Raw genomic sequence first — 23,220 nt, 5'->3', positions numbered from 1 at the left:
ACCAGTCCGGCTCACGTCAACCAGACTGGAGCGGCAGCGGCAGGAGTCCACCCGTGTTCGTCCGCAGCGCCTCACGCATGGCCTCACGTGGGGGTTCGCGGCCGGTGAACTGTGCGACCTGGCCGAATGCCTGGTGCAGCAACATGTCCAGGCCTGTCGCCAGCACCCCGCCTCGGTCGGCCACCGACGCCGCCAGTGGGGTCGGCCACGGGTGGTAGATCACGTCCAGCACGCACGGGGCCAGTGACAGCGCGGGTACCAGCTCCTGGACGGCCGCGGGCGGGGTCGTGTTCACCAGCACCGACGTCGAGGACGCCAGCCCCGTGAAGTCCGCAGACGCCCACGCCAGGACCTCGACCGCCAGCCCGACCGCCGAGGCGCACGCCACCGCCTCCGACGCCCTCGTCATGTCACGCACGACCACCGTGGCCGAGGACACGCCCAGCGCCGCCAGCCCGGCCAGCGCCGCACACGCCGTGCCACCAGCGCCCAACACGACGCCCTCCGGGCCGGGGACGTACCCGACGGCCCGCAGCGCACCGGTCACGCCGTCGACGTCCGTGCAGTCCGCCGCCCAGCCGTCCGCAGTCCTGACCAGCGTGTTCGCCGCGCCGACCGCCCTGGCGCGAGGGGTGGTCGTCGTCGCCACCTCCAGGGCCGCGCGTTTGCCGGGCATCGTCACCGACAGGCCGACCCACGACTCGTCGAGGTTCGCCACCAGCGCCGGAAGCTCGGCCTCCGACGCCTCCAACCGCGTGTACGTCCAGTTCAGGCCCAGGGCCTCGTAGGCGGCCGTGTGCAGTACCGGGGACAGCGAGTGTGCCACCGGCTTGCCCACTACGGCAGCGTGGCGAGGCTCAGTAGGCACCGTTCTCCTGGGCCCTCGCCCTGTTCGCCAGGTGCTCTTCGTGCGTGGTCGCGAAGCAGGACGTGCCGTTCTTCTCGCACTTCACGAAGTACAGCCACGTACCGGGCTCCGGAGCGGCGGCCGCCTTCAGTGCCTCCCCGCTCGGGGACCCGATCGGCGTCGGCGGCAGGCCCGTGTTGTCATAGGTGTTGTACGGTCCGACCTTCTCGCGGTCCGACTCGTTCGTGGTGATCTCGGGACGGTCGAGCACGTAGTTGATCGTCGAGTCGTACTCGAGCCGCATGCCTTCGTGCAGGCGGTTGTAGGTCACCCTGGAGACCTTGCCGAAGTCGTTCGTGATCGCTTCCTTCTCCACCAGGGAAGCCATCACGAGAACCTCGTAGGGGGTGTAGCCGGTGTCGTCGGCGATAGTCGGCATGTTCCACGCCTGGAGCTGCTCCGCCGACTCGGTTAACAACTGCTTCCACAAATCCTCGGGGGGCGAGCCGGGCTTCACGTCGTAGACGCCCGGCACGATCAGGCCCTCCAGCCGCCGCTGCGGCTCGGCCTTGGCCGCACTCGGGACCGCCCACTCCGGCACGCCCAGCTTGGCCAGGTCCGCGGTGTTGGCGACCTCGGCCAGCTGCTCGGGGGCCACGCACGTGCTCTTGCCGTTGATCTCGGCACACGACGCCTTGGCGAGCTTCGCGATGATGCCGTCGACCACCCCGTTCCCCTGGGCGATGTTCTGCAGCTGCGCACCACCCCGGACCTCCAGCTGCCCGACCCGCGCCTTGGGGTCGACGATCTGGTCGACCGCCTTCGCGCCGGAGGACTTCTTCTTCATCACGTAGTAGCCCGGCTGCACGCCGCGCACCTTGGCGTTGGACTCGGAGGCCGTGATGAACGCCCTGGTGCTCGCCACCACGCCCGCGTCGGTCAGGGTGGTCGCGATGTCGCCGGTCGACTCGCCGCCCTTGACCTGGATGACGACGTCCTCGGTGCCCTGACCGGTGTAGTCGTCGTAGTCGCCGATGCCGGTGAGCTGCTTGTAGCCGTAGTACCCGCCACCCGCGATCAGGGCGAGCACCACGACCATGCCCAGCCACAGGCCGACGCGGCGCTTCTTCTTGCGGGGCGGCGGTGCGTGTCGCTTGGCCTCGGTTCGCCGCACGGGACGCACACGTTCGGTGCGGGCCTCGTCGGCGAACAGGTCGAGGTCGTCGTCGTGATAGGTCATGACTGCGGTGCCTCCGGTGGGGTCAGGTGTTCCCGCGTCTCCCGCAGACCCTGCCGCGCGTCCAGCCAGGCCTGCAGGATCTCGACGGCGGCGGCCTGGTCGACCACCGTCCGTCGTTTCTCCCCCCGCATACCGCGTTCCATGAGCATTCTGTTGGCGGCGACCGTCGTGAACCGCTCGTCCGACAGCCGTACCGGAACCGGGCGCACGCGCCGCGCCAGCTTCCGTGCGTAGGACGAGGCGATGGACGCGGCCTTGCCGTGCTGTCCCGACAACGTCCTCGGTAAACCAACCACCACTTCGACCACCTCGTACTCGGTGACGAGCTCGGTCAGCCGATCGAGGTCGCTGTCCCAGCTTTCGTCGCGGGACAGCGTAACCAAAGGCGTCGCGAGGAAGGGAGCCGGATCACTCACTGCGACCCCAACCCGTACGGATCCAACATCAACGCCCAGCCTGCGGCCGGGCCCCGGATCACCGGTGCCCGGCCTGTCAGGCTCTCTCATGTGGCCGCCTGGTCGATGGCCTTGCGCAGCGCGATCACCGCGTTCGGCACGCCCGCCGCGTCGCTTCCCCCACCCTGCGCGAGGTCGGGCTTGCCGCCGCCACGACCGCCGATCGCCTGCGCGAACGCGGGCACGAGCTTGCCTGCCGCGAGACCAGCATCACGTGCCGCCGAGGTGGTCGCCACCACGAAGCTGACCTTCGGACCGTCCGCGGAGAACAACGCGACGACACCGGGGCGGGTGCCGAGCCGGTTGCGCACCTCGGCCGCGAGCTGACGCAGGTCGTTGCCGCCGATGCCGTCCGGCGTCGCCAGCGCGACCAGCGCGGTGCCACGCACGTCCTCCGCCTGGTCGGCGAGGGTGCCCGCCGAGGACAGCAGCTGCGCGCCACGCAGGCGCTCCAGCTCCTTCTCCGCCGTGCGCAGCCGCTCGACGGTCTGGCCGATGCGCTCCGGCAGCTCCTCGGGACGCACCTTGAACTGCTCGGCGAGCTGGCCGACCAGCACGTGCTCACGCGCGAGGAAGCGGAAGGCGTCAAGACCGACCAGCGCCTCGACGCGGCGCACGCCCGCGCCGATCGACGCCTCGGACAGCAGCTTCACGACGCCGATCTCGCCGGAGCGGTGCACGTGGGTGCCACCGCACAGCTCCTTGGAGTAGTCGCCGATGGTGATGACGCGGACCTTGTCGCCGTACTTCTCGCCGAAGAAGGCGATCGCACCCTGCTTGCGCGCCTCGTCGAGCGTGGTGACCTCGGCACGCACGTCGTAGTCGTTGAGCAGGACGTCGTTGACCTCGTCCTCCACGTCCGCGAGGACGCTCGGCGGCACCGCGCCGCCGGGTGAGGTGAAGTCGAACCGGAGCCTGCCCGGCGCGTTGAGCGAACCCGCCTGCGCCGCCTGCGTGCCCAGCGCGCGCCGAACACCCGCGTGGACCAGGTGAGTTGCCGAATGAGACCGAGAGACCGCGCGGCGACGCGACGGGTCGACCTCCGCGTGGACCTCGGAGTCGAGCAACAGCTCGCCGGAGACGACCTTGCCCCGGTGCACGTTCAGGCCCGCGACCGGCGACTGCACGTCGTGGACCTCGACCACGACACCGTCACCGATGATCTTGCCGCTGTCCGCGAGCTGCCCGCCGCCCTCCGCGTAGAACGGGGTGCGGTCGAGGACGACCTCGACCTCCTCGCCCTGGCCCGCCGACATCGCCGGCCTGCCGCCCGCGATCAGGCCGACGACGCGCGACTCGGTCGTCAGGTCCTGGTAGCCGAGGAAGTCCGTCTTGCCGTGGTTGTCCAGGATCGACCGGTACGCGCCGCCGTCGGCGTGCCCGACCTTGCGCGACGCCGCGTCCTGCTTCGAGCGCTGGCGCTGCTCGGTCATGAGGCGGCGGAAGCCCTCCTCGTCGACCTTCAGGCCCTGCTCGGACGCCATCTCCAGCGTCAGGTCGATCGGGAAGCCGTAGGTGTCGTGCAGCTGGAACGCCTGGTCGCCGGGCAGGACGGAGCTGCCGGACTGCTTGGTCTCCGCCGCCGCGAGGTCGAAGATCTTCGAGCCGCTCGACAGCGTCTGGAGGAACGTGTCCTCCTCCTGACGCACCACACCGTCAATACGGTCGAACTGTTCGACCAGTTCAGGGTAGGCGGGACCCATCGTGTCCCGGACGACCTTCGCGAACTCGCCGAGCACCGGCTCGTTGACGCCGAGCAACCGGACGGACCGGACGATCCGGCGCAGCAGGCGGCGCAGCACGTAGCCCCGCGCCTCGTTGCCGGGAGTGACGCCGTCACCGATCAGCATGACGCCCGACCGCGCGTGGTCCGCGATGACGCGGAACCGAACGTCGTCGACCGGGTCGGCGCCGTAGCGGTGGCCCGACATCTCCTCCGCCTTGGTGATCACCGGGCGGACCAGGTCGGTCTCGTAGACGTTCTCGACATCCTGGAGCAGGAACGCGACGCGCTCGATGCCCATGCCGGTGTCGATGTTCTTCGCCGGCAGCACCCCGATCGGCGGGTGGTCCTCCTTGGGGGACAGCTCACCGCGCTCGTCCTGCATGAAGACGAGGTTCCAGATCTCGAGGTAGCGGTCCTCGTCGGCCTCGGGGCCGCCCTCACGGCCGAAGGACGGGCCCCGGTCGAAGTAGATCTCCGAGCAGGGGCCGCCAGGGCCGGGCACGCCCATGTCCCAGTAGTTGTCCTTGCCGCCGCGCCGCTGGATGCGCTCGTCGGGCAGGCCCGCGACCTTGCGCCACAGCTCGATCGCCTCGTCGTCGGTCTTGTAGACCGTCACCCAGATGCGCTCCGGGTCGAAGCCGTAGCCGCCCTCGGACTGGCTCGACGTGACCAGCTTCCAGGCGTGCTCGATCGCACCTTCCTTGAAGTAGTCGCCGAAGGAGAAGTTGCCCGCCATCTGGAAGAACGTGTTGTGACGGGTGGTCTTGCCGACCTCGTCGATGTCGCCGGTGCGCACGCACTTCTGCACGCTGGTCGCGCGCGGGTACGGCGGCGGCTCCTCACCGAGGAAGAACGGCTTGAACTGCACCATTCCCGCGTTGACGAACAGCAGGTTCGGGTCGTCGAGGATCAGTGAGGCACTGGGCACCGGCGTGTGCCCGTTGCTGGTGAAGTGGTCGGTGAATCGCTTGGAGATCTCGTGTGTCTGCACGGTCGGGTCCTTGGTGTCGAGAAGGTGCGAGGGTCCGGCACGGCGGACAGGGCGGCGCCACGGACGCTGCTCAGCTGCCCGCCCTGCGAGCTCGCGCGTCGGCGGGCCGGCTCGCACGCCGGCCACGGCCCTCGTCACTGGCGCCGAGGGCACGCCGCGCCACGGGGCTGACCCCGGACCGCTGCTCCACAACCTCGGACAACTCGTCTTCCCGTTCCTCCATGCCCGCGCGGACGTCGGCACCGAACGAGCCGATCGCACCCGCGAGCTCACTGATCGCGTCACCCAGGTTACCCGCGATGCCCGCGGGGGTGGCCTGATGAGCCGTCTGCCTGGCTTTCCGTGACAACGCTACGCCAGCGGCCACGCCGACCCCAAGCCAAAAAATGCGCCTCATGACTTGGCTCCGGCACGTCGGCCGCGCCGGGCGTGCTTGCCCTCGGCCTCCGCCTTGGCCTTGCGACGGGCCTTGAGCGCCTTGTTGACGCCGTAGGAGAAGGCAGCGGCCTTGACGAGCGGGCCGCCGAGCGTGGCGGTGAACACCGAGGTCAGGGCCGAGACGTTGCCGGTCACCGCCTGGGTGTTGGCCGTGATGCCGTCGACCCGCTCCAGCTGGGTGTTCACCCGCGTGAGCGTGGTGTTGGCCTCGCTGAAGATCGGGTCGGTGTTGGTGTGCGCCTTGCGGAGCGCGACGGTCGCCTCGTCGAGCGTGCGCCCGAGCTTGAGCAACGGGATCGCCAGCAGCAGCACGAGCAGCACGAACGCGCCTGCAACGATCAGGAGCGCGATCTCCCAGGGCGACACGTGCCCTCCATGGTTTTCGGGGGTTGGAATTCGCGGGTCAGATTACCGCGCACGCCACGCGGCGGCCCGTTCGGCTCAGGGCAGTTGCCCCGACGTCACCGGCTTGCCGACCGGGCCGGGTCCACGCGTCCGAACGGCGCCAAAGGGATCAACACCGTGACCACCCGGACGGCCCCTGGGGCCGCCGGAGAAGGTGTCGAGAGTGGCGACGGGTTTGGCCGGCGACGACCGGCTCGTGCTGGGCCGCGAGCAGGACCGACGTGCAGAGATAGGAGGCGTTCGCTGGCGCCCGCGACCACGGCGAGCGTGACCAGGCGGTCGGTGCTCCTCGGGTGGGTGCGTGCCTGGTCCGGATGCCGTCGTCGGTGAACCGGAATCCGAGCTTCACCTGTTGCCCCTGATCGCCCTGCGCAGCTTCGGCACCCGTTCGGACAGGGCACGCTCGGCGCCCCGCTGGGTCGGGTTGTAGTAGTCCTTGCCCACCAACTCGTCCGGCGGGTACTGCTGCTCCAGGACGCCCTCCGGGACGTCGTGGGGGTAGCGGTAGCCGGTGGCGTTGCCGAGCTTCTTGGCGCCCGCGTAGTGGCCGTCACGCAGGTGGGTGGGCACCGGGCCGATCGCGCCGGCCCGGACGTCGGCCATGGCGGCGCCGATCGCGGTGGTGACGGCGTTGGACTTGGGGGCCGTCGCGAGGTGGACCGTGGCGTGGGCGAGGTTGAGCGCGCACTCGGGCAGGCCGATCAGCTGGACGGCCTGGGCGGCGGCGGTCGCGGTCTGCAGGGCGGTCGGGTCGGCCATGCCGACGTCCTCGCTGGCGTGGATGACCAGGCGGCGGGCGATGAACCGGGGGTCCTCGCCTGCCTCGATCATGCGGGCGAGGTAGTGGAGTGACGCGTCGACGTCGGAGCCGCGGATGGACTTGATGAACGCGCTGATGACGTCGTAGTGCTGGTCGCCCTGGCGGTCGTAGCGGACCGCGGCCTTGTCTACGGTGGCCTCGACCGTCGCCAGGTCGATCGTGCCGTCGTTGGCCGCGACCGCCGAGTCGGCCGCCGCCTCGAGGGCGGTCAGTGCGCGGCGGGCGTCGCCGCCCGCGAGCCGGACGACGTGGTCCTCGGCGTCCTTCTCGAGGGTGACGGTGCCGTTCAGGCCGCGCTCGTCGGTGATGGCGCGGTTGACCAGGGCGCGGACGTCGTCGTCGGTGAGTGAACGCAGCTGCAGGACGAGTGACCTGGAGAGCAGCGGGGAGACGACCGAGAAGTACGGGTTCTCGGTGGTGGCCGCGACCAGCAGGACGATCCGGTCCTCGACGGCGCCGAGCAGGGCGTCCTGCTGGGTGCGGGAGAAGCGGTGGACCTCGTCGATGAACAGGACCGTGGACTCGCCCGAGTGGGTGAGGCGGCGGCGGGCGTCCTCGATGACCCCCCGGACCTCCTTGACGCCGGCGGACAGCGCCGAGAGCGCGACGAACCGCCTGCCGATCGCGCTGGAGACCAGCATGGCGAGAGTGGTCTTGCCGGTGCCAGGAGGTCCGTAGAGCAGCAGTGACGCAGGTGCCGCGCCTTCGACGAGCCGCCGGAGCGGGGCGCCGGGTCCGAGCAGGTGGTCCTGGCCGACCACCTCGTCGAGGGTGGCCGGACGCATGCGGACGGCGAGCGGCGCGTTCGCGCTCACCCGCTCCTTCGCGCCGGGGTGGTGCCGCTCCTTCGGGGGGCTGTCGAACAGTTCGAGGTCGAGCCCATCATCCACGGTAGTGACGCTACCCGTCGGCACCGACAGTGCTTACGATCGGTGTCGATGAGCTGGCAGACCTTTCGCACAGAGCCCTCGTACTACGAGGGGCGCGCCACCGGCCTCCTGGCCTCCGCCACGGACGGCACTGCCACTGCGGTCGCCGAGTTCACCCGTTGGGCGGTCGCCCCGTCGGCGGACGGTGCTCGGGAGGTCGTGGCTCGGAGTCATGGGTTCACGTCGTGGACAGAGCTGCTGGCCGAGGCCGGGCGAGGACCGTTCGCCGACGCGTACCGGCTCGTCGAGGCTCGGGATCTCCCCGGGCTGAGTGCCCTGCTGGACGAGCGCCCGTCGCTGGTGGACGAGGTCGGCACGAACGGCAACGACCTGCTCGGCCTCGCGGCGTCGACACACGACGAGCGGTTGGTGTCGTTGCTGGTGGCGCGTGGGGCGGACGTGCGGCGGGGGAACGTGCACGGGTGGACGGCGTTGCACCAGGCCGGGTACGCGAACCTGCCTGCCATGGCGCGGGTGCTGGTCGAGGCGGGTGCGCCCGTCGACGTGTCGGCGCGCGGTGATGGTGGGACTCCCCTGGCGGCGGCGTTGTTCTGGGGCAACGTCGAGGTGGCTCGGGTGCTGGCTGATGTCGAGGTGACGCCCCGGAACCTGCGGACAGCGGCGGGTCTGGACGATGTGGTGTTGCTGGAGTCGTTGTGGGGGCGGCCTTCCGCTGGGGCGCATCGTGGGTTTTACCGGCCGCACAGTGGGTTTCCGTCGTGGCAGCCGGGGTCGTCGGTGGCCGAGGTCCGGGACGAGGCGGTGAGCTGGGCGGCCCGGTCGGATGCGGTGGAGGCGTTGTCGTGGCTCGCCGCGCGGGGTGCGGAGTTGGACGCGAACGTGTATCAGGGGACTGCGTTGGTGTGGGCGGCGGCGCGGGGGCGGGTTCGTGCGGTGCGGAGGTTGCTGGAGTTGGGGGCCGGTGTCGACGTGCGGGGGACGTTCGGTGGGCCGGGACACGGGGTGGGGACGACTGCGCTGCACCACGCGGCGGAGGGCGGGCACGTCGAGGTGATCGAGGTGTTGCTGGCTGCCGGCGCCAATCCCACGGTCACGGATGACCTGTACGGCTCGACACCGGCTGGTTGGGCGGAGCACAGCGGCCAGGCGGCGGCACAGGAACTGCTCGACGACCACGCCTGACGACGGCACCGTGCCTGCATTCCAGCTTGGGCAACGATGTGTCCTTCCCGATCACTGGAGCACCCACACCGACCTGCTGACGACCGGAGATCCCTGGATACTCGCACGGCGTCGACGGCTCCCATGGATCTTGTTTCCGATGGATGAACCGCCGATGGCGTCACGAGTTGTCGGCGCACGGTTCTCCGATACCAACCTCGGTAAATGCTGTCGTCCGGCCCAATGGGCCGTCGCGGCCATCGCAAATACGGCGTGAGTAATCTGTACCGGTCGAAGGAGGGTTTGTGGAGACCGTTGTACGTACTCCGTTGGAGATTTTCAGCTTGCCACAGCATTTGGTGGTTCCGCTGTTCCAGCGTCCATACGTGTGGAACGAGGAAGACCAGTGGGTGCCGTTGTGGCAAGACGTGCGCCGCATGGCCGAGTTGCGTCTCGACAATCTCACCAGTATGGCTACCCACTTCCTGGGTGCGGTGGTACTCCAAGCGCAGGACAACCAAACCGGCACCTTTCAGCCCCGGTTTGTCATCGACGGCCAGCAACGGTTGACGACCCTGCAACTTCTGATGGACGCGACCGCTGCGGTACTGGAGGCGCGAGGCCAGGACAATCTCGCCCGTCGACTGGAAGAGCTGACACACAATCCTGCCCACTACGTCCAAGTCGACGACGAAATGCTGAAACTGCGGCACACCAACCGCGACCGCGCCAGCTACGACGAGGTCATGCGGGCCGACCCGCCGATCGACTATGCGGGACTCAAGCACGCCGACAGCCTGCTCGCTCGAGGCCACCGCTTCTTCGGTGTACAGGTCGAGCGGTGGCTGGGTGACGACAGTCCGCCAGAGTTCGCGACGCGCGCGGAGGTGCTCACGACCGTCATCACGCGCGCGCTGCAGTTGGTGGTCATCGATCTTCGGGCTGAGGAGAATTCCCAGGAGATCTTCGAGACGCTCAACGCTCGAGGCACGGCGCTGACCGCCGCGGACCTGATCAAGAATTTCGTGTTCCAGAGACTCGCTGTCGAGGGTGTCGACGTCCGCCAGGCGTATGTGGAGGACTGGCCGTTCGACTCCACTTTCTGGGAGAAGGAGATCAGTGTTGGCCGGTACTTCGTCAGCCGGAGCTCGCTGTTCCTCAACCAGTGGCTCGTGTCACGGAGCGGCGAGGAGATCAGCCCCAAGCAGACGTTCACCCGGTTCAAGCACTTCGTCGAGCACGACGCCGGTGTCCCTATGGCCGAGCTGCTGCCGATCATCAAACAGCAGGCGGCTTCCTATCAACGGTGGACCGAGCGAGCCGCCGATACTCATGCCGACCTGAGCCGAGTGGAACTGTCGGTCTACCGCCTCCAGGCGATCGATCTCGAGCTGCTCAAGCCGATCTTGCTCTGGCTCCATGAACCAGGCACAAAGTGTGATCCCAAGGTCATCGACCGGGTGGTCGGCGCAACCGAAAGTTGGATTATTCGGCGAGCTCTTCTGCGCCTGACGACCTCCGACCTCGGCCGCATCGTCGCCGACCTCATCAATACCCATCGGGCTACGCCACAAGATGAACTGGCCACACGGATCGAGACCTATCTGTCCCGACTGGACGCGGCCAGTACGTACTGGCCGGGTGACGTGGAAGTCGAGAAGGCCCTCAAGGTGGAGGCGGCGTACAAGCGTTACAAACGCGGTCGTCTTCGAATCTTCCTCGAAGCAGCGGAAGACCATCTCAGAGGTTACACCGGACCTACACCCCTGGCGGGCGGACGGATCGCTCGAGTCGGCTACCCCATCGAGCACCTGATGCCGCAGAAGTGGGAGACCCACTGGCCTGTAGCTGACCTCGCCGCCGAGATCGAGCGCGGAGAACACATCCATCGCCTCGGCAATCTGACCCTGCTCACCCGCTCGCTCAACTCCTCCGTATCCAACGGTCCCTGGGCCGGCAGCGGGGGAAAACGCGCCAAGCTTCGCGAGCATGACGTCTTCCTCATGAACCGGCGAATTGACGACATCTCCAGTGAAGGCTGGACGAGACGCTGATTGACCAGCGCACCACCACTCTGGTCAACGCGCTGCTCGCGACCTGGCCGGTTCCGGACGGTCATGTCGGCCAAGTCAAAGACGCCACAAGCGAATCCGCCATTACCGTCCCGCTCAAACAACTCATCGCCGCCGGTCTCCTCGCCCCAGGCACGGTCCTCAGAAGCCGCCCAGGCAATTGGGCTGACCGCGAAGCCACTGTCCTCGAGAACGGCGACCTCGCCCTCGATGGTCGGGTCTTCAACTCGCCATCGGCGGCAGGGCATCACGTCCGCAAGGGCGCGACGAATGGCTGGTACTTCTGGTCTCTCCCCGACGGCAGGCGTCTCACCGACCTTCGTAAGGCCTACCATGGCAGTCGCTAACGGTCGTGGCCCCGAGCACCATGTCCGGGTACTCACCCAGCGCTGCTGCTCTTCGCAGAGGGTCTGTTGTGAATGCCGAGGAGAACTTTCGTACCGAGAAACTGTGATGAAATGCCAGCCGGCCTTCTTCTCCTTCACGCCCGCGAGTTGGCCGATGCCTGCACGACATCCGCGCATCGCGGATCAGTCCTGGGTGGTCGTAAGCATTGATACCCGCTTCGCGGCCCGTCTCACCCTATTCGCAGACGGGATGATCAGGGCTGGCTTGAACGTTCTGACTGGCCCAATGCCACGACGTTGACCTGCGTAGATGGGCCGTTGTGTCCGCTGGTACACGTGCGGTGGATAGTTCGTCCGATTCGCCGGTTTGGGGCGATCGGTGTGTCGGTTGTGTCAGCCTTCCAGGAGGAAGGGGGTCAGTTCTGGGCGTTTGGCTGTGCGGCCGGTGCCGGATGACACGCCTCGGAGGCGGCGGCCGAGCCAGGGGCCCAGGAAACCGCTCAGCCAGCGGAGTTCTGCGCGGATGACCTCTATGCGGGCCTGCGGTGGGAGGGCTGGGAAGGGGTGGGTCCACGAGTCGTCGGCGCCGGGGAGGGCCAGGGCGTGGGCCATCGAGTCGGCGATGCGTTGGTGGCCGATCGGGCTGGCGTGGAGGCGGTCCGGGGACCAGATTCGGGCGTCGGTGACTACCTCTACCTCGAAGGCTTCCACCACGCGGACGCCGTGGCGGGCTGCTGTTTCGCGGATTCGGGCGTTCAGTGCCAGTACGCGGGGCAGCAGTGGGCGGGCCAGTGGGGCGATCTTCGCGACGTTGGGGAACGTGACCGTGCCCACCGTCGCGCCCGCCTTCGTCAGGGATGCGAACATCGCTTCTATGTGGCCGCTCACCGCGTTCAGGTCGAACCTCGGGCGCAGGACGTCGTTCAGGCCCGCCACCACCGTTGCCAGGTCGGGGCGTAGGTCCAGTGCAGGAGCCAGTTGCTCGGCGTGGATCTCGCCCGCCAGCTTGCCTCGGACGGCCAGGTTGGCGTAGCGCAGCCCCGGGTTCAGGTCGGCCAGACGCGCGGCCAGTCGGTCGGCGAAGCCGCGGTGTCCCGTCAGGTCGTCGCCGTCGCCGACGCCCTCCGTCTGGCTGTCGCCGATCGCGACGTAGCGCTCGTACGTTTGGTCTGGCATCGGTCCTCCTCTGGTGTCCCGGTGGTCATCGTAGCTCTGGGGTTTACCCTCGCTGACGTGCAGCGAACGGTCCGCCTTCCCGTCGACACCAAGCTCGTTCTGCCGGTGCGTGCCGGTCATGTGGTGCGTGAGCACGCGCCCACGGTCGGTGTCTTCCTGATCACTACCGTGCTGGCCGGGATCGGGGTCGGTATCACCGGGTCGGTGGTGTGGGTCGTCGTTGGTTTGCTGTGTCTCGCGGGGGTGGTTCTGGAGGTTTTGCTGGTGCGGGCCCAGGCCGGGTTCGGGCCCCTGCTCGCCGCTGACAGTGACCACGTATGGGTGCGCGCGGGTGGGTTCCTGTCGCCGCAGGCGGTTCGGCTCGACTGGGCTGAGGTGACCGTCGTGACGCTTCACCTGTGGCATGGGCGGCGTAAGGCCACCGCTCGGTATCTGTCGTTCGACCTGACGGACGAGGCCGCGGCGGAACTCGTCGCCGACTCGCGGTTGGCCAGTCGTGCGCGTCGGTTGACTCGGGTGTTCGGCTCGCCGCTCGCGGTTGCCGAGCAGGGCGCACCCGTCCTTGACCGGGTCCTTCGCGAACTGCGTGACCTGGCTCCCGACGGCGTGCGCTTCACCGAGAGGTCCTGAGGCCTCCCGGATCTGGGGCGGCGCGGACCCGTCCGGTCTCCCCTGTGCGGCGGTACCAGCGGAGCTGTCTACGGGCGAGGCGACATCGCGCAGCCGCAGTTCGCGAGGCGGCCGGGTGCTGCCCTACGGCACCGCCAGCTCGAGGATCGCCACCGTGCCTGCCGTGTGTACGGCCGCCACTGTCAGCTCGGCGCTCTCCGCCAGCAGGGTCAGCTCGGTGAGGTCGCGGGCGTGTCCGCCGGGGTTCGGGGACGAGGCCGCACCGGTGGTCGTGCCGTCTGGCGTCGGGTCGGTCGGCTCGTCTGTTGCCGGGTCTGCCGCTGGGGCGGTCGTCTCGTCGGCTGTCGCGGCTGTTGCCGGGTTCGGAGCCGGGTCGGGCGTGGTGGTTCGCGGCGGGGCGGTTGCGTGGTCTGCTTGCGGGATCGTCTCGATCACGAAGAGGGCGCCGTCCTCGCCAGCGGCTTTGGCGCAGTTGCGGAGGATGGTTCTCGCGTCCTCGTCCTGCCACTGGTGCAGTACCGAGCACAGGAGGTAGCCCTCGGCGCCTGTCGGGAGCGCGCCGAAGAAGTCGCCGGCCACCACGTCGCCCCGGTTTGCCAGGCCCGCCGCGTCCAGCATCTTTCTGGCGGTCTCCGCCGTGTCCGGCAGGTCAACCACCGTGCCGCGCAGGGTCTGGTACTCGTTCAGCAGCGCAATGAGCAGCATGCCGTCTCCGCCGCCCACGTCCACCACGTGGCCCAGCGCACCCCAGTCGTAGGCCGCCACGACTGATGAAGTTGTGGGTCGGGCGCTCGACAACTCCTTGTCTGCCATGGTGTCTCCCTTCATCGTCCTCACAACCTACGGGTGGTGGGCACGGGCCGCAGAACGCGCTGCGCTCGTGGCGAACGCGCTGGCGGACCAGGGGAACGCCTGACGATGCTGATGTGGTGATCGACCGTGTCGCTGTTCTCTCCGATGTGCACGGTGTGCTGCCCGCGCTCACCGCGGTGCTCGCCGAGCCGGATGTCCTGGCCGCCGAGCTGATCGTGCTCACCGGGGACATCGCGGCAGGGCCGCAGCCCGTGCGGACGCTTGACCTCCTCCTTTCGCTTGGTGACCGGGTCTTCTGGGTTGGCGGCAACTGTGAGCGTGAGCTCGTCGCCGCCGCTCGTGGTGAGCCGGTGGCCGAGCCGATCTCGGCCTGGGCCGGGACCGCGTTGCGGTCTGACCACGTCGAGTTGCTCGACCGGTTGCCGAAGTCGGTGACGCTGGACGTCCGCGGGCTCGGCGAGGTGCTCTTCTGCCACGCCACCCCGCGCGATGACGAGGAGTTCGTCCTCGTCGACAGTCCGCTCGAGCGATGGGCCGAGGTGCTCGACGGTGCGCCGGACACCGTCGTGTGCGGGCACACCCACATGCCCTTCCTCCGGCTCGCCGACCGGCGGACGATCGTGAACCCGGGCAGCGTCGGGATGCCCTACGGCACGACCGGCGCGCACTGGGCTCTGCTCGGTGGCGCGGACGGGCCCGCGATCCAGCTTCGCCGCACACTGTTCGACCGCGCGTCTGCCGCCGACGCGATCGAGGCCGAGTGCGACTACCCGGACATCGCGGAGTGGACGCGGTACATCCTCCGCGAACCCGTGTCCGACGCCGAGGCCCTCGCCGTGTTCAGCCCGAGGTCACGGCCTGCCGGCGGGGCCCTCGGGTAAGAAGTCCGCCAGGTAGGCGTCCACGGCCGGGGACTGCGGTTGTAAGCCGTGCCGCACCCATGCCGACCGCTCGTGCACCAGGGCCGGTAGCTCCCACACACAGCCGATGAGTGGCTCGGTGAGGGGCGTGAAGACTGGTTCGCCGGTCTGGGGTGCGTTGGCCGCGCGGCAATGGAGGATCTCGCCGTACACCCACGCGTACAAGTTGAGCCAGATCGCGTCCAGTCCCCTGTGCAGCACGGAGAACGCCACTCGTGGTGTCCAGTCCGTCGCCGCGGCGGAGGGCAGCAGCTTCGGCAGGTGTGCCTGCGCGGCCTCGACGACGGCACCGTCCAGCACGGTCCTGGTGACCGTCACCAGGTACTGCTTGACGCGCCAGTCCCCCACCGGCACGACGCCGCCCGGCCGCATGTATCGCTCGGAGAATCCCATGGGCGATACGGTAGGCGGGGGCACCGACAATTGTGGATAACTGCAGGTCAGCGCCGGAATGCGGGGTACAGGGCGAGCACCGGGTCGTCGTCGAACCAGCGGACGCGCAGGCGGTCGCCCACCGCGGCGGCGTGCTCCGCCACCGCCTCGGCGCCTGCCAGGAGCGCGTCGTTGGCCAGGCGGCGCCACCGGTCGGTCAGCACGTGGGTCTCCGGCGGTGTGTCCGACAGCAGTGACGAGTGCGTCTGCGCCGCCTCCGGCCTGCTGAAGAACTGCCAGGTGGTCAGCCACACCCAGAACAGCTGCGCGTCCAGCAGTGCCGGCAGCAGCACGCCGTCGTCGTCCAGGTCCGGCCACACGTCCCTGACCTCGGCCCGCCAGCCGGCGAGCATCGCGTCGGTCATGCCGTTGGGCAGGCCGAACGGGCACCAGCACGACGGGAACGGCACCCGCAGGTACGCCGCGTCGAAGATCGCGTTGCGGACACAGCCGCCCTCGAGGTCGAGGAACCGCACGCCGCGGTTGGTGATCAGGTTGTTGTCCGGGCACGAGTCGGACGGGCTGAACGCCCGGTGGTGGCCGGTCTCGAGAAGCTTCCTGCTCCGCTCCGCGCACTCCAGCACCGCCGCGGACGTGAGGACGCCCAGCTCGGTCTCCAGCAGAGCGGGCAGGTCGGTCATCGCCTTGGCGCCGTCGATCGCCAGCGGGTCCTTGAAGTCGGGCACGGTGAGCCTGCGCTGCAGCGCGTCGAAGTCGGCCTCCCTGCCCGCTGTGGTGGCGTGCAGCCTGCCCAGCGACCGCGAGTACGACAGCAAGGCCCGCTCCGCGGCTCGCGCGTCGCCGCCGAGCAGCTTGTCCGCCAGCGTGGGGGCGTGTCCGAGGTCCTCCAGCACGACCAGGCGGCTGCCGGGATCGTGCGCGAACAGCTCCGGGCACATGCGGTCCTCGGAGGCGAGTGCAGTGAACAGCTGGTAGCTGGCGGCCTCGCGGGCGAAACTGTCGCAGTGCTCGTCGAGTGGCTGGAGGTACCGCTTCAGCACCAGGGTCCTCGGCAGCGAGAACGGGCTGGCGGCGACCCTGACACGCACCACGCACGACCGCGCGGAGCCGCCGAGGTCCTCGGCTTCGTTGAGCCTGATCCTGGCACCGAACCTGCGCCCGAGCACTGCCTCCGCCGCGACCACGGTTGCGAGTACCTCGGGATCCGCGTCACCACCGAGTGTCGGTGGGTCGGCGGCGGTTTCCACACTCATCTCCTCAGACCCTACTCCCGCTCTTACCACCGACCGTAGTCATGTCCATCGATCAAGTAGCCACACATTTCGGGACAAGTAACGAGAACAGGTTCGTGTCGGGACCGTTTCGATGCGTTTTCAGCCTTCGGGCAGGGGACGCCCCGCGTCCTCGGTCGTCCACGTTACGCGACGGATGAGCAACACGGCCGCCGCCGCGACCACGATCCCGACCAGGTTGACCACGAGCTGCCCGATCGACCCGACCACGCGGCTCCAGTCCCCGAGGATGGCCGCGACGCTCGCATAGCCCGCGGCGGGCACGGTGGTGACCGAGATGAACACGCCGACCAGGGCCGCGGACTTCGCCGAGGTCATCGACAACATGCCTGCCGCACCCGCGAGCAACGCCACGATCAGTGACCATGGCCCGACCTCGTAGACGAAGTCGACCTGGTGGCCGCCACCCGCGATCACACTGGCGTCGAACAGCCCGGCCGCGTTGCCGAGCGCGGTGCCACCCGCGGTGATCAGCATGGCGAGGGGGAACCCGATCGCGAGCGCGACCGCGGCCCTGCGTGCGAGGTCCCAGCGGCGCCGGACCAGCCCGACGGCGATCGCGGCGAGCGGGCCGAACTCCGGGCCGACGACCATCGCGCCCACGATCGTGACCGGCGAGTCCGTGATGACGCCGACGGCCGCGAGCAGGCACGCGATCGCCAGGAACGCCAGGAAGGTGCCGTTGAGCCGCGACTCGTCACCGGTGCGGGCGAGCAGCTCCTCCCACACCACGGCGTCGGCGCCGTCACCCGGTGCCCGCACCTCGGCCTCGTCCGCCGCGTCGGAGAGCGCGGTGTCGATCTGCTCCAGCGTGATCCCGCCGGAGTGGTCGATGCCGAGCCCGCAGAGCGCGGCGACGACCTCGTCGGTGGCCTCGCGGGCGATGTCGGCCTCGATCAGGTCGCCCTCGGGTACCAGCGCGACACCCCGCAGGAGCACCACGTGTGCGGCGCCGGGGTGCTCACGCAGTGCCCGGAGCGCCGCCTCTGTGTGTTCCGGCGGGCAGATCGCCCTCAGGTGCAGCACCGTGTTGGCTTGCCTTCCTCCGGTCGGCGGTTCGCGGCCTTGTACCCGGCGTCTTCCCTCCTGCGCGCGGAGGCCCCGGGCTCGTTCCTCGCAGGGCCTCCGTGCTCGTCAGTCCAGACGCCGGCGGCCGTTCACGCCTTGGGTTGTGGCTTCGCGTCGACACCCGCCTCCCGGCGCTGCTCGGGCGTGATCGGCGCGGGTGCGCTGGTCAGCGGGTCGAAGCCGCCGCCGGTCTTCGGGAACGCGATGACGTCCCGCAGGGAGGCCTCGCCCGCCAGGAGCATGACGATGCGGTCCCAGCCGAACGCGATGCCGCCGTGCGGGGGCGGGCCGAACTTGAACGCCTCGAGCAGGAAGCCGAACTTCTCCTCGGCGTCCTGCTCGGAGATGCCCATGACCTCGAAGACACGCTTCTGCACGTCGACCTGGTGGATACGAATGGAGCCGCCGCCGATCTCGTTGCCGTTGCAAACGAGGTCGTAGGCGTAGGCCAGCGCCTCGCCCGGGTTCTCCTCGAACCGGTCGATCCAGTCCGGGTTCGGCGAGGTGAAGGCGTGGTGCACGGCCGTCCAGCGGCCCGCGCCGACGGCGACGTCACCGGCGCTGCGGGCGGCCTCGGCCTCCTCGAACAGGGGCGCGTCGACGACCCACACGAACGACCAGGCCGACTCGTCGATCAGGCCGAGCCTGCGGCCGATCTCCACGCGGGCCGCGCCGAGCAGACCACGTGCCTCGCCAGGGTTGTTCGCGGCGAAGAAGACGCAGTCGCCCGGGTTCGCGCCGGTGGCCTTCGCCAGGCCCTCGCGCTCGGCCTCGGACAGGTTCTTGGCGACCGGGCCGCCGAGCGTGCCGTCCGCGCCGACGAGGACGTACGCGAGACCCTTCGCGCCACGCTGCTTGGCCCATTCCTGCCACGCGTCGAGCTGGCGGCGGGGCTGGTCCGCGCCGCCCGGCATGACGACCGCGCCGACGTAGGGGGCCTTGAACACGCGGAAGGGCGTGTCCTTGAAGTAGTCGGTCAGCTCGGTCAGCTCGAGGCCGAACCGCAGGTCGGGCTTGTCCGTGCCGTAGCGGGCCATCGCGTCGACGTAGGTCATCCTCGGGATGGGGAGCGGGATCTCGTGGCCGATCAGGCCGCTCCAGAGCGCGGCGACGACCCGCTCGCCGAGCGCGATCACGTCGTCCTGCTCGACGAAGCTCATCTCGATGTCGAGCTGGGTGAACTCGGGCTGGCGGTCGGCGCGGAAGTCCTCGTCCCGGTAGCAGCGGGCGATCTGGTAGTACCGCTCGAGGCCGCCGACCATCAGGAGCTGCTTGAACAGCTGCGGCGACTGCGGCAGCGCGTACCAGGAGCCGGGCTGCAGGCGCGCGGGCACGAGGAAGTCGCGGGCGCCCTCCGGCGTGGAGCGGGTCAGCGTCGGCGTCTCGACCTCGACGAAGTTCTCCTGGTGGAGGATGTCGCGCGCGATGCGGTTGGCCTCGCTGCGCATGCGCATGGCGCGGGCGGGACCCGAGCGGCGCAGGTCGAGGTAGCGGTGGTGCAGGCGGACGTCCTCGCCGACGGTCAGGTGCTCGTCGAGCTGGAACGGCAGCGGCGCGGCCTCGCTCAGCACGTCGAGGTCGGTGACCAGCACCTCGACCTCGCCGGTCGCGATGTCGGGGTTCTCGTTGCCCTCGGGGCGCCTGGCGACCTCGCCGGTGACCTTGACGCAGTACTCGGCGCGCAGCCCGTGGGCGCGCTCGGCCATCTCGCCCTCGCGGAACACGACCTGCACGACGCCCGACGCGTCACGGAGATCGACGAAGATGACCCCACCGTGATCCCGCCTGCGGGCCACCCAGCCGCTCAGCGTGACAGTCTCTCCGGCTAGTGCGGCGCGAAGCGTCCCGGCCTCGTGCGTGCGGATCACGATGTGCTCTTCCTGTAGACGGATGTTGGTGAAGAGGCTAGCCAACGGCCGCACCGTTCCGTCCAGCAGGTTTACGGCGCTACGATATCCCTGCGCACCGATACGTCACGAGGACGAGGCCTCGCTCCGGCTGTCGGATTTAACGTCATGGCTACCTAGGCAGGACGTTACGTCGTAGGGTGTTGGTTACCTGATGGTAGGTAAAGCACGGCTGGGGAGAACGCGAGGAGACCACGATGGGTGGCGGCGCGACGCGCGAACCAGTTCGGGAGCTGCATCGAGCCGGCGACGTGCGACGCACGCTGCCACACCCCGTCGACAACCTCGCCGCGGACGCGTTTCCCACCGCGCTGCGCACGGCGATCCAGGCCAGCGGCCTGAGCCTGGACCGGATCCAGTACCGGTTACGGGCACGGGGCGTCTCGGTCAGCGTCACCGCACTGAGCTACTGGCAGTCCGGCAGGCGAAGGCCCGAACGAGCGGAGTCCCTTGCCGCCCTTGGTCATCTGGAGTCGGTGCTCGGGGTCGCCCCGGGGTCGCTGATCGCGTTACTCGGGCCGCCCCGCCCCCGTGGCCGGGTGCAGCGCGAGTCGTCGCGGGTGCCGATCCCGTCGCTGTTCCCGGCGAGCGAGCCGGTGTCGAAGCTGCTCAAGCAGATCGACTTCACCACCGAGACGGCACTGACGAAGCTCTCGCAGCACGACCGCATGGACATCGCGACCGACCGCGGTGAGCGGCGGATCGCCGTGCGGCAGGTGCTGCGCGCCGAGCGGGACGGCATGGACCGGACAGTCATGGTCTACGACCTCGAGCGGCCGGGCAGGCCGTTCCCCGAGGTCGACTCGCAGCAGTCATGCAAGATCGGCCGGGTCGCCAGGGACGAGGACGCGGGCATCATCGTCGCGGAGATCATCCTCGACACGCCGCTGGTCCGCGGGGAGACCGCGATCGTCGACTACGCACTCAACTTCCCCGGGCCGCCCTACTCGCGTGGCGACGACAGCTACTGCCGCCGCTTCACCACGCCGGTGCGTGAGTTCGTGCTGGAGCTGCAGTTCGACCCGGACGCGCTGCCCGCGTACTGCGAGCTGTACACGGTCAACCCGGAGGAGCAGACCACGACGCGGCGCAAGGTCGAGGTCACACCCAACGGGCAGGCCCACGCCGTGGCACTCGACTTCGGCCCTGGCACGTTCTGCGTGCGGTGGGACTGGCCACGCGAACGCGCCTGAACCCCGCCGCAGCCTGCTAATCTTCTCGGCGTGACTGCCGGGTCGGCCTTTGGCCGCGCACGGAGAGGCCTCCCGGCCACTTCGTGAACCTCAGGCGGGCCAGAGGCCCGCCGAACACCTCCTTCGTATCCCGATTCGCCCTACGGGACAGCGGAAGGAGGTGTTTGTGTGTCCCAACCCCTGGTGTCCAGCGACATGTGGCAGGCGTTCGTCGCCGACATCCGTGAGCGGTCCTTCGAAGCCACCATCACGCAGTTGGTGCCCTTCGGCGCGCTCGTGACCGTCGGCCCCGGCATCCCCGGCCTGCTGCCGGCCTCGGCGATGCTCGTCGAGCCGGAGGTCGGCGCGACCATCGCCGTGCGCGTCGTCCAGATCGACGAGCAGCAGCGACGCGTGAGCCTCGCGGCGACATGACCCGCCCCGAGGTGGTGCACGGCGGCGTGACCTGACGGTGCGCGAGGGCAGGCGCCGGCCCTCGCGCACCGTTCGTCAGAGCAGGGTGAGCTGCTCCTGCTGTACGGGTTGGTCCTGCCGGGTGCCCTCGGTCAGGCTGCCTTCCGGCCAGCCCGGTTCCGCGGGGTCGGCGGCGCGGTCCGCCTTCCGGTCGAGGCCGTGCCTGCGTAAGAGCGGGCCGACGCGGGCGCCGAGCCATCGTCGGTACCGCGCGTCCGCGTTGCTGCCCCTGGCGTAGATCCGCTGGTAGGCAGGCACCAGGTTCGGGTGCTCACGCGCGAGCCAGGCCATGAACCACTCCCGCGCGCCGGGGCGCAGGTGCAGCGGCAGCACTGTCACGCCGGACGCACCCGTGTCCGTGATCGCCGCGAGCAGCGCGTCGAGCTGCTCGACCGAGTCGGTGAGGTGCGGCAGGACCGGCGCCACGAACACCCCGCACGGCAGGCCGGCCTCGACCGCCCTGCGAACCAGCTCCAACCGGGCCTGCGGGCTCGCCGTGCCGGGTTCCAGGTTGCGCTGCAGCTCCCGGTCCACCAGTGCGATCGACACGCCGATCCCCACCGGCACATCCCTGCTGACCTCGGACAGCAGCGGCAGGTCCCGCGACAGGACGGTGCCCTTCGTGAGGATACTGAACGGCGTCCCGCTGTCGGCGAGCGCGCGGATGATGCCGGGCATGAGCCGGTAGCGGCCCTCGGCCCGCTGGTAGGGGTCGGTGTTGGTGCCCATCGCGACGGGTTGGCGGTCCCAGCGTGGCGCCCGTAACTGGCCGGCCAGCACCTCGGGCGCGTTGACCTTGACCACGATCTGCGAGTCGAAGTCGTTGCCCGCGTCCATGTCGAGGTACTCGTGGGTGCGGCGGGCGAAACAGTTGTGGCTGACCACGCCGTTGGCGATGAAGTCGCCGGTGCCGGTGGTGATGTCGTACAGCGTGAGGTCCAGGTCGAGCGGCTCGACCATGGAGACGGACAGCCGCATGCCGGACCGCAGCATCACGCCGGACAGCTCGCCGGTGCCCGTGTGCGCCGGGTCGGTGGTGTGCAGGAACCGGAGGTGCTCGCCGAGGCTGCCCGCGACCCGCATCCGGTAGAGCCCGCTGCGGTTGCCCACGTCCTCCAGCACGTACTCGAAACCCAGTCGGCGCAGGGCTTCCGCGACGACTGGCACCGCGGTCCGGCCGGTGCGGCCGATGCGCAACCTGCTCTGCGCGAAGTCCCCGTCGACGTCGTACACACCGGCCAGGAACCCCTTGTGCCACTCCTCGCTCGGCACATGCGGGTACTCGATCGGCAGGCTGATCGACTCGTCGCCGGTGAGGTACTCCCTCGCCCTGGCGAGGACCTGGGGATCGACCGGCTCGCCGTGCCCCGCGGCGATACCGGCCAGGTAGCCGCACCGGTAGTCGACGCCGCCCTTGGGCGCTGTCGCGAACCCGCCGGTGCCCACCAGCCGGTCGCCGGGTTCGAGGATCTGCCGCTCGTCCGCGCAGGCGCCGCCCGCGACGTGCCGCCAGCCCCGGTCGGTGAGGAAGCGGTGGTCGCCGCTGGCGATGAGCTGTGTGCCGTCCCGCAACGTCAGGCGGAAGGCCGGTTTGACCGTGGTCCAGTGCGCCAGCACCGTGGTGGTGACGTACCGGCGGCGGCTCTCGACCCGCTCGGTGCCGTAGATGCGGTCCCCCACCGCCAGTGCGGAGATCGGTTTCGTGCGCCCGTCGGCCATGAGGACCGGCGTGTCGCCCGCGAGGCAGTACCGGCAGCCGTGACTACAGCCCCGGTACGGGTTGACCGTCCACTCGAACGGCATCCGCGACTGCCCGGGGACCCGGTTCAGCACGGACTTGGCCCGCACCTCGTGGAACACCGTGCCGGCGAACTCCGGGGTGCGGACACTGCGCATCAACCCGGGTAGACCGGGCAACGCCTGTTGGCCTTCACGGTCGGTTTGCTGCTCGACTCGCTGGCTGTCCCATCGCACGCGGTACAG

General features: G+C 69.4%; 21 protein-coding genes. 7 read left to right on the top strand and 14 right to left on the bottom strand.

The genetic code is table 11. The annotated features are described in order from the left end of the window. Positions 1–16 precede the first annotated feature (16 nt). The 7 genes from CLV71_RS23465 to CLV71_RS23435 form a co-directional block, all read right to left on the bottom strand. Entirely contained in the window at positions 17–868 is an 852-nt protein-coding gene (locus CLV71_RS23465) for a shikimate dehydrogenase (protein ID WP_133904977.1), read from the bottom strand. Further along, a complete protein-coding gene (gene mltG, locus CLV71_RS23460) occupies positions 858–2,087 on the bottom strand; it encodes an endolytic transglycosylase MltG (protein ID WP_133904976.1) in 1,230 nt (409 codons plus the stop codon). Before mltG ends, CLV71_RS23465 begins: the two co-directional genes overlap by 11 nt. After that, positions 2,084–2,593 carry a Holliday junction resolvase RuvX gene (ruvX, locus tag CLV71_RS23455; RefSeq protein ID WP_133904975.1) on the bottom strand — a complete coding sequence of 170 codons (510 nt, stop codon included), beginning with the start codon at positions 2,591–2,593 and terminating at the stop codon, positions 2,084–2,086. The genes mltG and ruvX overlap by 4 nt, the downstream gene beginning before the upstream one ends. Next, positions 2,590–5,259 carry an alanine--tRNA ligase gene (alaS, locus tag CLV71_RS23450; RefSeq protein WP_133904974.1) on the bottom strand — a complete coding sequence of 890 codons (2,670 nt, stop codon included), beginning with the start codon at positions 5,257–5,259 and terminating at the stop codon, positions 2,590–2,592. Before alaS ends, ruvX begins: the two co-directional genes overlap by 4 nt. Before the next feature lie 70 nt (positions 5,260–5,329). After that, positions 5,330–5,656 carry a hypothetical protein gene (locus tag CLV71_RS23445; protein WP_133904973.1) on the bottom strand — a complete coding sequence of 109 codons (327 nt, stop codon included), beginning with the start codon at positions 5,654–5,656 and terminating at the stop codon, positions 5,330–5,332. After that, positions 5,653–6,063: a DUF948 domain-containing protein gene (locus CLV71_RS23440; protein ID WP_133904972.1), complete on the bottom strand. Its 411-nt coding sequence runs from the start codon at positions 6,061–6,063 to the stop codon at positions 5,653–5,655. Before CLV71_RS23440 ends, CLV71_RS23445 begins: the two co-directional genes overlap by 4 nt. Before the next feature lie 384 nt (positions 6,064–6,447). Beyond that, positions 6,448–7,788 carry a replication-associated recombination protein A gene (locus CLV71_RS23435; RefSeq protein WP_424923901.1) on the bottom strand — a complete coding sequence of 447 codons (1,341 nt, stop codon included), beginning with the start codon at positions 7,786–7,788 and terminating at the stop codon, positions 6,448–6,450. A gap of 72 nt (positions 7,789–7,860) precedes the next feature. Here CLV71_RS23435 and CLV71_RS23430 point away from each other — a divergent pair, with 72 nt between their 5' ends. From CLV71_RS23430 to CLV71_RS50690, 3 genes are all read left to right on the top strand, one after another. Beyond that, entirely contained in the window at positions 7,861–8,994 is a 1,134-nt protein-coding gene (locus CLV71_RS23430; RefSeq protein WP_133904970.1) for an ankyrin repeat domain-containing protein, read from the top strand. Between the two features lie 284 nt (positions 8,995–9,278). Next, on the top strand, positions 9,279–11,027 hold the full coding sequence (locus CLV71_RS23425) for a DUF262 domain-containing protein (protein ID WP_208297705.1): 1,749 nt from the start codon (positions 9,279–9,281) through the stop codon (positions 11,025–11,027). Next, complete coding sequence (locus CLV71_RS50690) at positions 11,012–11,392, top strand: restriction system modified-DNA reader domain-containing protein (protein ID WP_208297718.1); 381 nt, start codon at positions 11,012–11,014, stop codon at positions 11,390–11,392. Before CLV71_RS23425 ends, CLV71_RS50690 begins: the two co-directional genes overlap by 16 nt. 393 nt (positions 11,393–11,785) lie before the next feature. Here CLV71_RS50690 and CLV71_RS23420 read toward each other — a convergent pair whose 3' ends face one another. Then, complete coding sequence (locus CLV71_RS23420; RefSeq protein WP_133904969.1) at positions 11,786–12,568, bottom strand: SGNH/GDSL hydrolase family protein; 783 nt, start codon at positions 12,566–12,568, stop codon at positions 11,786–11,788. A 57-nt stretch (positions 12,569–12,625) separates the two neighbouring features. On the opposite strand from CLV71_RS23420, the gene CLV71_RS23415 reads away from it, so the two are divergent. Beyond that, complete coding sequence (locus CLV71_RS23415; RefSeq protein WP_133904968.1) at positions 12,626–13,198, top strand: hypothetical protein; 573 nt, start codon at positions 12,626–12,628, stop codon at positions 13,196–13,198. Positions 13,199–13,321: 123 nt separating this feature from the next. Here CLV71_RS23415 and CLV71_RS23410 read toward each other — a convergent pair whose 3' ends face one another. After that, positions 13,322–14,011: a methyltransferase gene (locus CLV71_RS23410; RefSeq protein WP_243866653.1), complete on the bottom strand. Its 690-nt coding sequence runs from the start codon at positions 14,009–14,011 to the stop codon at positions 13,322–13,324. A gap of 116 nt (positions 14,012–14,127) precedes the next feature. Here CLV71_RS23410 and CLV71_RS23405 point away from each other — a divergent pair, with 116 nt between their 5' ends. Next, positions 14,128–14,892, top strand: a complete 765-nt coding sequence (locus tag CLV71_RS23405; protein WP_133904966.1) for a metallophosphoesterase family protein — start codon at positions 14,128–14,130, stop codon at positions 14,890–14,892. Here CLV71_RS23405 and CLV71_RS23400 read toward each other — a convergent pair. The 4 genes from CLV71_RS23400 to aspS form a co-directional block, all read right to left on the bottom strand. Continuing rightward, positions 14,863–15,324 carry a hypothetical protein gene (locus tag CLV71_RS23400; protein WP_133904965.1) on the bottom strand — a complete coding sequence of 154 codons (462 nt, stop codon included), beginning with the start codon at positions 15,322–15,324 and terminating at the stop codon, positions 14,863–14,865. The two genes, CLV71_RS23405 and CLV71_RS23400, sit on opposite strands and share 30 nt — an antisense overlap. 47 nt (positions 15,325–15,371) lie before the next feature. Further along, positions 15,372–16,577 (bottom strand): hypothetical protein, encoded by a 1,206-nt coding sequence (locus CLV71_RS23395; protein WP_133904964.1) that lies wholly within the window; start codon positions 16,575–16,577, stop codon positions 15,372–15,374. Between the two features lie 120 nt (positions 16,578–16,697). Beyond that, complete coding sequence (locus tag CLV71_RS23390) at positions 16,698–17,642, bottom strand: DUF389 domain-containing protein (RefSeq protein ID WP_133904963.1); 945 nt, start codon at positions 17,640–17,642, stop codon at positions 16,698–16,700. A 131-nt stretch (positions 17,643–17,773) separates the two neighbouring features. Then, on the bottom strand, positions 17,774–19,552 hold the full coding sequence (aspS, locus tag CLV71_RS23385; protein ID WP_133905062.1) for an aspartate--tRNA ligase: 1,779 nt from the start codon (positions 19,550–19,552) through the stop codon (positions 17,774–17,776). 236 nt (positions 19,553–19,788) lie between these two features. Between aspS and CLV71_RS23380 the strand changes: the two genes are divergently transcribed. Beyond that, positions 19,789–20,784, top strand: a complete 996-nt coding sequence (locus CLV71_RS23380; protein ID WP_243866652.1) for a hypothetical protein — start codon at positions 19,789–19,791, stop codon at positions 20,782–20,784. 168 nt (positions 20,785–20,952) lie between these two features. Next, entirely contained in the window at positions 20,953–21,198 is a 246-nt protein-coding gene (locus tag CLV71_RS23375) for a S1 RNA-binding domain-containing protein (RefSeq protein WP_133904962.1), read from the top strand. A gap of 75 nt (positions 21,199–21,273) precedes the next feature. Here the strand turns inward: CLV71_RS23375 and CLV71_RS23370 are convergent, their stop codons facing one another. Beyond that, on the bottom strand, positions 21,274–23,211 hold the full coding sequence (locus tag CLV71_RS23370) for an intein-containing Rv2578c family radical SAM protein (protein WP_208297702.1): 1,938 nt from the start codon (positions 23,209–23,211) through the stop codon (positions 21,274–21,276). Positions 23,212–23,220: the final 9 nt, after the last annotated feature.

This window comes from Actinophytocola oryzae, from assembly GCF_004364325.1.
Taxonomy (GTDB): Bacteria; Actinomycetota; Actinomycetes; order Mycobacteriales; family Pseudonocardiaceae; genus Actinophytocola; species Actinophytocola oryzae.
The sequence above is the reverse complement of the archived record's forward strand: the minus strand, read 5'-3'. Positions and strand labels throughout refer to the sequence as shown.